The 12548-nt window shown below is 60.1% G+C and carries 10 protein-coding genes; all 10 read left to right on the plus strand.

Going from position 1 to position 12548, the window contains the following annotated elements; genetic code table 11:
- Positions 1-519: 519 nt before the first annotated feature.
- The 10 genes from U4Z31_RS20130 to U4Z31_RS20175 all read left to right on the plus strand — a co-directional run bounded on the left by U4Z31_RS20130 (position 520) and on the right by U4Z31_RS20175 (position 12457).
- The gene (locus U4Z31_RS20130) at positions 520-1566 is read left to right on the plus strand and encodes a dehydrogenase (RefSeq protein WP_321811199.1); all 1047 of its coding nucleotides are present in this window, start codon (positions 520-522) and stop codon (positions 1564-1566) included.
- Positions 1563-2144, plus strand: coding sequence for a D-sedoheptulose 7-phosphate isomerase (locus U4Z31_RS20135; protein ID WP_321811200.1), 582 nt, complete (start codon positions 1563-1565; stop codon positions 2142-2144). The genes U4Z31_RS20130 and U4Z31_RS20135 overlap by 4 nt, the downstream gene beginning before the upstream one ends.
- A complete protein-coding gene (locus U4Z31_RS20140; protein ID WP_321811201.1) occupies positions 2141-2872 on the plus strand; it encodes a sugar phosphate nucleotidyltransferase in 732 nt (243 codons plus the stop codon). The genes U4Z31_RS20135 and U4Z31_RS20140 overlap by 4 nt, the downstream gene beginning before the upstream one ends.
- Positions 2862-3434, plus strand: a complete 573-nt coding sequence (gene gmhB, locus U4Z31_RS20145) for a D-glycero-beta-D-manno-heptose 1,7-bisphosphate 7-phosphatase (RefSeq protein ID WP_321811202.1) — start codon at positions 2862-2864, stop codon at positions 3432-3434. Before U4Z31_RS20140 ends, gmhB begins: the two co-directional genes overlap by 11 nt.
- Before the next feature lie 171 nt (positions 3435-3605).
- Entirely contained in the window at positions 3606-5891 is a 2286-nt protein-coding gene (locus U4Z31_RS20150) for a GNVR domain-containing protein (RefSeq protein ID WP_321811203.1), read from the plus strand.
- A 128-nt stretch (positions 5892-6019) separates the two neighbouring features.
- Complete coding sequence (locus U4Z31_RS20155) at positions 6020-7201, plus strand: glycosyltransferase (protein ID WP_321811204.1); 1182 nt, start codon at positions 6020-6022, stop codon at positions 7199-7201.
- Positions 7202-7212: 11 nt separating this feature from the next.
- Positions 7213-8646, plus strand: a complete 1434-nt coding sequence (locus U4Z31_RS20160) for a DUF6418 domain-containing protein (RefSeq protein WP_321811205.1) — start codon at positions 7213-7215, stop codon at positions 8644-8646.
- Entirely contained in the window at positions 8643-9881 is a 1239-nt protein-coding gene (locus tag U4Z31_RS20165) for a hypothetical protein (RefSeq protein WP_321811206.1), read from the plus strand. Before U4Z31_RS20160 ends, U4Z31_RS20165 begins: the two co-directional genes overlap by 4 nt.
- Entirely contained in the window at positions 9878-11122 is a 1245-nt protein-coding gene (locus U4Z31_RS20170) for a glycosyltransferase (protein WP_321811207.1), read from the plus strand. Before U4Z31_RS20165 ends, U4Z31_RS20170 begins: the two co-directional genes overlap by 4 nt.
- 132 nt (positions 11123-11254) lie before the next feature.
- On the plus strand, positions 11255-12457 hold the full coding sequence (locus U4Z31_RS20175) for a glycosyltransferase (protein WP_321811208.1): 1203 nt from the start codon (positions 11255-11257) through the stop codon (positions 12455-12457).
- Positions 12458-12548 lie beyond the last annotated feature (91 nt).

Raw genomic sequence — 12548 nt, forward strand, 5'->3', positions numbered from 1 at the left:
TGGGAAGGTGCCGTTCGATATCGCATCTCGAAGGCGGCCGATCGTCATGACGAAACCAAGCTGCCCACAACCACACGCATTGTCTTGCGGCGAATCGTATGTCCGCTTTGCGTTGCATATCTTCCTGATGCGCCTTGCCCGAGTTTGACCGTGCGGTAATGGGCTCGTACTTCGGCGGCAAGTCCATGCCTGAAAAGAATTGTTAAAACTACGAATCGACGAGAGTCTCTTCGTGCGTCAAGCGAGTGAAGCGTAACGCAGGTTGGCCGCTTCCATTTCGTCGGGACGTTTTAATGTAAGCCATCGCACGCAGCATGTTGTGCGTCTGTCGCATAGTTCTCCCATCGGACATGGTCGCGTATTCCCGGAGGCAGGGCTGTCGTTGCGTGGTCATGCGAGTTTGCGGTCTGGTACGGGTGCTCGACGCGACGATTCGGGCAATCGGCCTGGCATGAACCGGGCGCAGACCAGCCGCCGTACTACCGCGCTGGCGCCGACTAATTCTCTGCGGGAGATTTCATGACACGCTTTATTGCCCGTTCGAGGGCTCCTTTGCGATTGGGTTTGGGTGGCGGCGGAACGGACGTGCCGCCTTATTCGGACCGCTTCGGTGGTCTCGCGCTCAATGTGACGATCGAAAAATTCGCTTACGCGTCGATCGCACCGCGAGATGACGCGAAGATCGAACTGGTGGCGGCCGATACGGATACGCGCTGGATCGGCCCGGTGTCGCCGGTGCTCGAGGTCCAGCACGGTCTCGGGTTGCATGTTGGCGTTTATAACCGGATCGTCAGGGATTTCAATGGCGGCCATCCGTTGGCGGTCACGATCACGACGTGTTCCGAAGCGCCGCCGGGGTCCGGACTCGGATCGTCGTCGACGATTGTCGTTGCGCTGGTGACAGCCTTCTGCGAACTGTTGTCGTTGCCGCTCGGCGAATACGACATCGCACATCTCGCCCATGACATTGAGCGAGCCGATCTCGGCCTTGCCGGCGGCAAGCAGGATCAGTATGCGGCGACATTCGGCGGATTGAACTTCATGGAATTTTACGGCGACCGGGTGATCGTCAACCCACTGCGGATCAAGCAGGAAATCAAGGCCGAGATGGAGGCGTCGTTGGTGCTGTATTACACCGGCGTATCGCGGGAGTCGGCCAACATCATCAAGGAACAGAGTGCCAATGTCGTGGAGGGCGTCGTCGATTCGGTTGCCGCGTTGCATGAGGTAAAGGAAGAGGCCGTACGCATGAAGGAAGCGGTACTGCGGGCGGATTTTGACCTCTTTGCCGCATCGATGCGGGATGCATGGGAATCGAAGAAGCGCATGGCGAAGAATATCTCGAACCCGATGATCGACGACCTGTACAAGGCCGCGGTGCGGGCGGGCGCCAAGGCGGGCAAGGTTTCCGGTGCCGGCGGCGGTGGTTTCATGATGTTCTTTGTGGATCCTGTCGAACGATCGTCCGTGATGCGGGCGCTAAGCGCATACAAAGGGGTCAACGGTGAAGTCCTGAACTGCACGTTTACTGACATTGGTGCGCAATCGTGGAGAAAGAACGCATGACGATCGGTGTGAAAAGCGAAATAGAGCAGACGCTGTCCGTCCTGAGCGGACTGCTGGCCGATCATGAGCAAATCGCGCGGATCGAGCGTGTCGCGGAGCGCGTGGCGACGGCGTTTCGGGCGGGCAACAAGGTCCTGCTCGCGGGAAACGGCGGCAGCGCCGCAGATGCCCAGCATATTGCTGGTGAATTCGTCAGTCGCTTCAATTTCGATCGTCCGGGTCTCGCGGCTTTCGCATTGACCGTGGACAGCTCGGTGATGACTGCCATCGGCAACGACTACGGGTACGAGAAGCTATTCGAGCGCCAGATTCAGGCGACGGGGCGTTCGGGCGATATCTTCTGGGCTTATTCGACCTCCGGGCGTTCGCCCAACATCCTTCGGGCGCTGGAAGTCGCGAAGGCGGCAGGCATGTTTTCGGTCGGATTCACTGGAAACGGGCCGGGCGCCGCAGAGATGCGGCAGCGTGCCGATATCTGCATCGAGATCCCGTCCGCATCGACGCCGAAGATTCAGGAAGGACATCTGGTGTGCGGTCATATCATCTGCGGCATCGTCGAAGAGCAAATCTTCGCATGAGCACGACGTTGCCGTGCCTCATCCTGGCGGGCGGCCTCGGCACGCGGCTGCGTTCGGTATTGGGCGAGGAGGTGCCGAAGGCGCTCGCGCCGATCAATGGCGAGCCGTTTCTGTGCTGGATGTTGAAAGGTCTCTTGCAGCAGGGTGTGACGGAAGTAGTGCTGTCGCTGGGTTACGGAAGTGCCAGGATCAAGGATCTGCTTCGGACTCGCAGCTTCGGCATGGCGATTTCCGTCATCGAGGAAGACGAGCCGCTCGGTACCGGCGGTGCGATCGTCCACGCGATCAGGGCCCACGGTGCGGCCGACATGATTGTGATGAACGGGGATACGTTGTCGAATCTGGATCTGCAGCAGTTGACGGCGTTCTATCGCGAGACGCGCCCGGATCTCGTTCTGGTGGCGACCTCGATGCAGGACGCATCGCGCTACGGCACGCTTCATTTCGACGCAAAGTCCCGGCGGCTGTCGGCATTCGTCGAGAAGCGTCACGGACACGGCTATATCAATGCAGGCACATATGTCGTCAATGCGCGGAAGCTGCTCGGTTTCGACTTGCCCGAGAAGTTTTCCTTCGAGCAGGCGTTCCTGAGCGAACGGGTTGCCGAACTCGACATCCGCGTGTTTCCAGAGGTCACGGAATTCATCGATATCGGTGTTCCGGACGACTATACCCGGGCGCAAACGGTCATTCCTCTGATGCTGGAGGCCGGAATCAGTGAAGCGTAAAGCGCTGTTTCTCGATCGTGACGGAGTGGTCAATGTTGACTACGGATACGTCCACCGGACGCAGGACTGCGTTTTCGTCACGGGGATCTTCGATCTGGTCCGAATTGCAAATGCGAGCGGGTATCAGGTTGTGGTCGTCACGAATCAGGCTGGCATCGGACGAGGCTATTTTTCCGAAGCGCAGTTCATCGTATTCATGGACTGGATGCGCGACGCGTTCGAAGCGCGTGGCGCGAGAATCGATCGAGTCTATTTCTGTCCGCATCATCCGGTAGCCGGCGTGGGCGCCTACAAGCAAGCATGCGCTTGCCGAAAGCCGGAGCCGGGAATGCTGTATGAAGCGCAGCGCGAACTCGATCTGAACATGTCCGAATCGATCATGGTCGGCGACAAGTCTTCGGACCTCGAGGCCGCCGCGCGGGCGGGGGTGGGGCGACGCTTCCTGTTCGCCGCCGATCGGGGGGATCACGCGACGCATGCAGCTGAAGCCGGGACGATTTTTCGCCTGTCCGACGTCGGAGCCGCGTTGGAGGTGAGCGGCGGCCGTACCGGGCAGGCGTAGCGTGCGATGCATTCTTCGCGGAGGTACGCGTGCGAGGCGAGCGAGCGTCGGAGTGCGGATTGCTGCACGTCGTGCCGGGTCAGGCAGGAGTATGCATGACGAGTTTTCATTTTTCCGGCGAGACGGAATCTTGGTCGGGCCTGAAGGGATTCCAGCCGGATTTTCAATGACATGAACGTGAACAACAACGCACGTAAAGTGACGAATTCCGTCGGTTCGTCAATTCTGGAGTTTGGCATGAAGATGGAAAGACCTTCATCAAGCGTGCACCGCAATAGGGAGCAACAGGCTGCTCCTGGAGCACTCGGATTGTCGCCGGTCGACATGCTGGAGAACGTCTTCGAAAACTGGCGCATTTTTCTGGCCGTTTTCGCTGTGTGCTTGCTGACGGCGCTCGTATATGCAATCGCGGCTGCGCCGGTGTACTCTGCGGACACGTTGATCCAGGTCGAGGAAAACAAGGCCAGCGCGCTGGGCTCGCTTTCGGCGATTTCCAAGGCGCTGGATATTCAGAATTCGGCGGTGACGGGTGAAATCGACATCGTTCGCTCGCGTTCGGTCGTCACCGAAGCCATCGACACGACGGCCGCGCAAGCCAATGTTTCGGCAGAGCACCACTTCCCGCTGATCGGCAGCCTGCTCGGTTCGTTCATGTCGAAAGACGCGGATGGTCTCGTCGCCGCGCCGTTCGGCTTGACGTCATGGGCCTGGGGCGGCGAGCGCCTCGAATTCAATGCGTTCGACGTTCCCTACGCGCAGACTGGAAAGGCGCTCGAGTTCGATTATCTCGATGGCAACCGGTTTCGGTTGAAGGACGGCAGCGGTCGGCAGGTGTTGAGCGGCGTGATCGGTGAACCGAGCTCGGCGAATGGCTATCGGGTCGATGTGTCGCGGATTGTCGCGAGGCCGGGCGCGCAATTTCGCGTGCGGAGCATTGCCAAGGATGCCTGCCTCGATGCGATCCTGAAGAAACTGAGCGTGACCGAAACGAAACGCCAGTCCGGCATCATGCTACTGAATTTCGAGGATGCCGATCCGGTATTTGCCGCCCGCATGCTCAATGCGATCGCGGAGAGCTACCTGAACTTCAACGCGAGACGCCGAGCCGGCGATGCCGAGCGCAGTCTTTCGTTCCTCAACACCCAACTGCCGATCGTCAAGGCGAGGCTGCAACAGGCCGAGCAGGCGCTGAACGCATTTCGCAACCAGCAGGGTTCGATCGATGCGCAGGGCGACATCAAACTGCTCGTGGATCAACTGGCGTTCGTCGACAAGTCGCGGCTCGAGGCGAAGCTCGAATATCATGACCTGTTGTCGAAATATGTGCCAGGCCAACCGCAGGTCGTCGCCGTAGCCAACAAGATCAAGGAACTGGATCAGCAGGCAACGGTGCTGAAAGACAAGGCCGCGCGCCTGCCGTCTCAGCAGCAGACGTATTTGCGGCTGGCACGCGATGTCGAGGTCAACAACCAGTTATATGTCGGATTGCTAAACAATACGCAGCAGCTTCAGATTGCGGAAGCCGGCACGGTCGGCAATGCGTCGATTGTCGACGAGGCGGTGGTCAGCGACAAGTCGGTTCGGCCAAAGCGCGTGCTCGTCGTCCTGATGGGCGCCGTGATCGGGTTGATGCTAGGTTTTTCGGTGACGCAGGGCCTTGCCTTGCTGTCCGGGCGCGTTCGTAATCCGGATCGACTGGAGTCGGCGATCGGCATCCCGATATTGGGTGTACTGCCGAATTCGCCGTTCGCGCTTCCGAGCGGTGCGAAACAGAAGTTCGCCCTCGTGACGAAGGATCAGTCCGATGTCCCGCTGGCCGATGCGCTCGAAAGCCTCACCCTGGCGCTGCAATACAAGTTGCGCGCGGACCGGCGCGAGTCGAAACTCGTTCTGGTTTCATCAGCGGTGCCCGGCCAGGGGAAATCGATGATTTCCGCCAATCTTGCCTATCTGTTCTCGCAGAAAGGCCTCAAGACCCTGATCGTGGATGCCAACGTGCGGTCGCCGGCACTTTGTCGCTACCTGCCCGTGACCGCGACGAAGGGATTGGTGGACGTGTTGGAAAATTCGCTTCAACCCGAGAGCGCGATCACCTGCGTGACCGACAACCTTCATGCGCTGTCCACCGGCAAGACCGGTGCGTCGGTGAAACGGTTCGCGGCTGCGGATCTCGACCGCGCGATCGCCTCGCTGCGAGACAAGTACGACATGATCATCGTGGATGCGCCGGCCGCGCTTCCCGTGGCGGACGTCGCTGCATGGTCGAGGTTTGCCGATATGACGCTGCTGGTGGCGCGGCAGGGCTCGGTCCGCATTGCGAGCATGGAGGAGGCGGTCGATGGCCTGGGCAAGGTCGGCGCACGCGTGGACGGCCTGGTGTTCAACGGCTTCGAGCCTTCGTCGCTGAGTTGCGTCGTTCGCCGTGCGGGCCAGCATCTCCACCAGCGTGACGCGTGACGCGTGACGCTGGGCGCGGCCTTTCGACGTCGAACCCGCGCGGCGCGCAATGCTGGCGGTGGGATGCGATCGGGAGCGGCCGCGGTTTGAACGGGCGATTTGAGGTTATCGGGTGCGGAGCGCATCGCATGAGTGATTCGATGGTAAGAAAAGGCATACCGCACGGCGAGGCACGAGCGGTGCGGATTGTATGGTTTCTCGGGCCGCGGCCGGCGAGCTGGAATGGCGTCATGCGCTATAGCCTCATGTGCATCGACCTGATTCCCGGCGGTGTCGGTTTCGACGTCGAAGCGATCGATATCCCGGCCGAGCCGCGTTCGCTCCGGCGTTACTGGACACAGTTCGTCATCTATCCGCTGAGAGCGGTTGCCGCTGCGCGATCAGGCAGTTTCGTCGTGCTCTACCAGGAGGATCTGGCGTTCATGATTCCGCTGATCCGGTTGGCCGGCGGGCGTGTCGGTGTCGTGTTGCACCACGTGCAACACCAGGGACAAGTGCGCGGCCTCGTCGAGAAGTTGAAGAGCGCGTACGTCCGGCTGATCCAATCGTTGATTTCCCGTGCGGACGTGGTGATTACGCCGTCGGATGTCACGGCGCAGGAAGCGGTCACGGACATTCACGTTCGAGCGGAACGGATTCAGGTCGTACCCAACGCGTTCGATGATCGCTATGCACCGATCGATGCCCGAATTCGCGAGCAGGCGCGAACGCTGCTTCTGACACGATTCGGTATCCGAACCGGTGAGGAAATGGTGCTGCTGAACGTCGGTTCGGACGAAACACGGAAGAATAACGTGACGCTCTTTCGGGCTCTGGCGTCACTCGGACGCAAGGACGTGATCGTGCTTCGAGTGGGGCGTGCTCAGAATCAGGATAACCGTAAGGAGTGCGAGGACATCGCCCGGAAGGCGGGAATCATCGCGCATTTCGTCGAGAATGTTGACGACGACGAACTCGGCTATTTCTATCAGGCTGCGGACCTGTATGTATCGCCGACGCTGCACGAAGGCTTCGGTCGCACGGTGATCGAGGCGCAGATCGTCGGCGTGCCGGTCATCGCGTCGGATCTGCCGGTGTATCGCTACACGATGGGAGACTCGTTCATTGCTGTCGCGGATGCGACGAATGCCGTCGAGTGGGCGAGTCAAATCGAGCGGGTCGCCTGCGATGCTTCACTGCGGACGGGATTGGTGCGTGACGGCCGGATGAATGCACGGCGTTTTTCGTCGTCGGCAGTCGGCTCGATACTGCATCGGGCGCTGGATAGAGTGGTGCATGCGCGGCCGGACGCCTGCCGGGCCGAAGGGTGAAGAACACCACGATGCAAACGATACGAGTCGGCACAGGGGTTGACGCGACAGTCGGCCTTGCCGGGTGGACGCTCTTCATACTCGTATTGGTTGTCAATGCGATGCTGCCTGCGCTCGGCGTGATGCAGCCGAGTGCCATCTGCACGCTGCTGGCGGCGGTGGCCGGACTGATCGTGTTGATCCGGGCGCGCCCGGTATTCACCGTGGCGATGCTTTACACGTTTTCGATCGGATTGACCGCATTCGTTGCCGGCGTCGGGATCGAATCCGGTGGGTTCCTGCGTGAAACGGACATATTTGGCGTGGCAAACGGTGCTTTCAGCCGATTATTTTTGTTCTATCTAGTTTTCGTTGCCTGCGCACTTTTAGCGTTCGGGCGCATCGTGAACGAGCGCGCTGCGCGCGCACCGATCACCGCACACATGACGCTTCGCCCCTCCAGTATTGCAATCGGCCTGGGGCTGGCTGCGGCGATCCTCGGCATCGGAGTACTGGCCGGATTGAGCGGCGGTTTCGCGCTTTTGAACGGTGTGAATCGTTATGCATTGCGCAATGACGCGTCGAACGGCGCGCTGTTCAACCTCTTCCTGAACAACCAGACGTTCGTCGCCGTGCTGCTGGGCACTTTTTGCACGAGTTCGAACCGGACCGTACGGTGGGTGTCCGTTTCCATGATCGTGGCGGACCTGGGTCTCGAGGTGTTGCACGGCGAGCAGTTCATGTCGGTATTGCATGTCTGTCTGACCATGCTGATTCCGTTCATCGCGATTCATGCGATGAACGGCAAGCCCGTGCTTCGCTATCTGGGAATCGGAGCGGGAATCGCACTCACGATGGGCACGGTTTCCGTTTTCTATGCATACAAGGGACAGGGGCTGGACGTATCCGAAACGGTCGTTTCCCGTTTCCTCGAACAGGGGCAGGTCTGGTACGTGGTGGACAGCGACGCACATACGTTCAGTGCGCCGGTGCTGGGGGGGCTCGCCGCGTTCGAGCGCTTCGTGCGATCCCTGGGTTCCCTGACGGAACCGAATTTCTTCAGCGATGCGCCGGTGAGCGGTTTGCGCGACCTGATGCTGTCATACGGAACGCCCGAGATTCTGAAGGCCTACGTGTTTGACGATGTCACGTTCACGATGGGAAATATGGCGGTGCCGGTCTACTGGTTCGGCTATGCGGGCGGCATGCTTTTCGTTGCGGTAACGGGCGCCGTTTACGGGGCGCTGAGCGCGATACTGATCCAGGTCGCGATGCGCGGCGGCGTCGTGGTGCTCTGGCTGAGCGCGAAGATCTTCGCGTACGCGACATACGCCACGCAGCAAGGCGAATATTGGACGATGTTCGGTGCGCGGACGCTTCTCTACCTGATGATCGCGGTGATCTGGTGGTATTTCATCGACGCGAGGCACTCGCGTCCTGCATCGAAGTCGGCGGGGGTATCTTGAACGCTTTCGTCAGGCTCCTGTTTTCGTCGTTCGCCGGCGTGGTTTGCGAAAAGCTGATCGGCGCGCTCGCGGCCGTCGCGAGCAATCATCTGTTTGCGAACCTCTACGGCGCGCGGCTGTTCGGCGAATTGCAGTTCGCGTTGTCGCTTGCTTACGTGATCGGCAGCGTCGCGCTGATCTTCGGTGCGCAGGTGATCCAGCCGATCCTTGGCAAACACCCGAGATTGCGGCACATGGTCGTCTACCGCGCCTTTCGCTTGCGGCTCGCGTTGACGCTGGCCGTGATGCTGATTTTCATCGGCATTGTGTCGATCGTCATGCGCCAGTCGAGCGTGTCCGAGTTGACCTTGATCGCGGCATTCGCGCTGATCGTCGAACCGATCGCACTGGGTTCCCTGATGGCTTACGCCGAATCCAAGCCGTGGGTAATCACGCGAGCGAGGGCCTATGCCAGCTGTGTTCGGGTGCTCTGGCTGTACGTGGCCGCGCATGCTTCGATGGGCGCGATCGTCGCGGCCTTGGCGTGGCCGCTGGAGGCGTGTGTCGCGGCCGTCGCGCCGTTCACCCGCTATCGCTCACTTGCCCTGCAGTCTCCGAAGTCGTTTCGCGGCAGCGCGGTCGTGACGAAGACGCTGGTCATTCGAGGGCTGAAGATATGGCCCGCCATTGCCGCCAGCGTCCTGGTGTTGAGGATGGATCGCCTATTGCTCGGCGTGCTGGTGTCCAAGGCGGATCTTGGTATATATGCGGCGGCTGCATCGCTGGTGGAGCAGTGGAATTCGGTGGGGATGACACTGGCGTTGGCATTGGCGCCGAGCATGGTTTTTTCGGCGCGCAGCGAGTCGGATGTGCGCGCGCAGGCGGTGAAACTCGGCGCGTATCTGGGGATGGTGGGCGGCGTTGCCTGGATCTGCAGCTTCTTCATTGGTCGCAAGGTTTTTCTGATGATATACGGGCCTGCTTTCGTATCCGGCGTGCCGATCATGATCTATGCAACCGGATGTTCGATTGCCACCTTCGTGGATGCGGGCCTGAGTACGTGGCTCCTGGCGGCACGCCGTTATCGGCTCGTCATGGTCAAGCAGATACTGATCGTCGCGGCCATTGGCGCGGCGCCGTTCGTCGTGCCCCGGTCGCTCATCATGTATGCGCCTTCGACAGGCATTGCCGTATCGCTTGTCGTGTTTTGGTGTGGCTTGCTTGGATACCTGATCTATAGCAAGGAGCAGTCGTGAAGATCTGCCTCTGTGCGAATCGTTTTCCACCGAACGTGGTGGGCGGTGCGGAAGTCGTCGTTCACGACCTCGCCGTGGCATTGCGCGGTCGAGGGCATCAGGTGTCCATCCTGACGTTGTCGGATACGCGCTTCGGAACGCGGACGATCGTCGACGATCTGGATGTGCGCATCATGCCGAATCTGAACTTGTACAACCAGTTTGCGCCCGCGAAGCGGAGCTGGGTGAAGAAGGCCTTGTTCGGCGTGATGGACACGCTTAATCCATTCATGTTTTTTGCGGCCTGGCGTCAGTTGAAGTCGCTCGGCGTCGACGTGCTGTGTACCAACAATATCAAGGGCATCGGGCCTGCCGTATGGCTCGCGGCCCGAATGCTACGCATACCGGTGGTTCATGTGATGCACGACTACTGGCTCATCTGTCCCGCCTCGACCCGATTCAGGAACGGAAGCGCATGCAATGGAGCATGCAATGGATGTCGCCGGATTTCGGCCCCGAAGGCCCGGTTGTCGCGGCTGGTAGACCATGCCGTCGCCGTGAGCGGATTCGTGATGGCGCGCCATCGCGAACAGGATTTCTTTCCTGCCGCCGAGCAGTCGGTTATCCACAATTCGATCCCGTCGATCGGCACGGAAGGCGAGGAACCGACGAAAGCGCATACGCCTTTTCGAGTGGGGTTCATCGGGAGAGTGGACGAAACAAAAGGCATCCGCGAGTTTTTCACGAGTGTCTACGCGGCGGCGAAGGTGGTGCCGGCCATTGAAATCCATATTGCCGGCAGGGATCACGACGGGATGTTGCCGGAACTGATGCGTGAGCATCCCGGCCTGACCGTCGTGCACCACGGTTTTACTGGCGCCGCTCGTTTTTACCGGGATGTCGATCTCGTTGTGGTGACGTCGATGTGGGACGAACCTTTCGGCGTGGTCGCGATAGAACCGTGGGCGTTCTTCAAGCCGTCGATTTCCTTTGCGTCCGGAGGCCTGGCGGAAGTGTTCGCCGCGCTGCCCGAACTGATCGTCCCGCGCGGCGACTGCAACGCGCTTGGCGCCCTGATCGTGCGACTCGCGAGCGACGAAGCGTTATATCTGGACGTTGCGCGCCGATGCCATGCCCGGCGGAAGAATTTCACGCAAACGCGGCAGGTTCGGCAATTCGAGCAGGTATTGCTGTCGACGATCGCCAAACGCAACAGACACGACAGCATGTTACGACGCAAGGGGGCGTCCCGGGATGCATAAGTTCATTTGTGTTCGGACGTTGGCTGCCGGTGGCGTCGATCCCGGCCGCCGCGGATGCCGTCGAGAGAGCGGGACCTGCGGCCTGCACGTATCGGAAACCGGATGCATGAGCCAGGCCGTCGGGGAGGTGGTGTGAAAACGCGCGTATTGATGGTGATGACGCGGGACATTCCGCGGGAAGCGTCCAATGGGCGGGAACGTACGCTTGGTTTCATCCGGAACGCGATCGGCGGGGAGATGGAAATCGCCGAATTCAAGATCCGTTCGGTCTTCGAGGATGGCGATCTGCTTGCGAAGTTCGGCGTGGGCGTTCGCCTTGGATGGGACTTGTTGCGTGGCGTGCCGTGCGCGCTGCAGGTGGCGATATTTTCCCAGCCGGGAAAGAGGGCGGCGTTGCTGAGCTCTATCGCGGAATTCAGGCCGGACGTGATCTATTTCGACGGCATTCGCCTGATCGACTATGCGGTTCTGGTTCGACGCAAGCTGCCTGAATGTCGAATCGTCATGGATTTCGACGATCTCATGTCGCGCCGGGCAGGCATTCTGCGAGAGCAGGACTTTCCATTGTCGGCAGGGTACTTGGCGAAGTCGATTCCGGGCCCGTTCGTCAGGCTTGCCAATGCCGGGATTTTTCGAAATGCATTTCTCCAGTATGAGGAGTTTGCGCTGAGGCGGCAGGAACGAGAGGCAATCAGGGCATCGAATGCCGTCACGCTTGTTTCCACGGAAGACGCCGGTGTATTGAGGGCTTCGCTTGAAGACGGCGAGGCGGCGAAGACGCATGTCATCGCTCCGCCGATGAGTTCGCAGACTCCGGTGCGTCATCCGTCGGTCCCGCATCGATTCGTTTTTATCGGCTCGGATAGACAATTGCAGAATCGACTCGCCATCGAATATCTCGTGAAACTCTGGGCACGGCTTGCCCCGTCTGTCCCGCTGGTGGTTTTCGGACGCATGGTCGGGCAGTACGATCCTGTGCCCAACGTCGTATTCGCGGGATTCGCGGAAACCCAGGCGGACGTCTATACCGGATGTTCCATTGCGTTGTGTCCGGCCTTTCTCCGCGGCGGCATCAAGTCGAAAGTCCTGGAGGCAATCTCATATGGCTGCGTTCCGGTGGGAAACACGGCGGCTTACGAGGGACTCGGGTTCCATGATGACGCGCTGGCAATGAACGAGTCGCGGCTGGAGCGATTCGTGGCTGAGCCCGCCGCGGATCTGGTTCATGTCGTGGAGGCGGCGACGCGATTCGCCGACTACTGCGAGCATCATTTCAGCATGCCGCTGTTCGAGCGGCGCTGGCGCGAGTTGATTGCACCACACGATATGTCGTGATGCGCAGGACTGCTATACCCGACGCAAGCAAGGTGCCAACTTGAAAACGGAGGGTGTTGAGGTCGTGACCAGGACGGCTGTGAAGTTTCGA

Source organism: Burkholderia sp. BCC1985, assembly GCF_905339915.1.
Classification (GTDB): domain Bacteria; phylum Pseudomonadota; class Gammaproteobacteria; order Burkholderiales; family Burkholderiaceae; genus Burkholderia.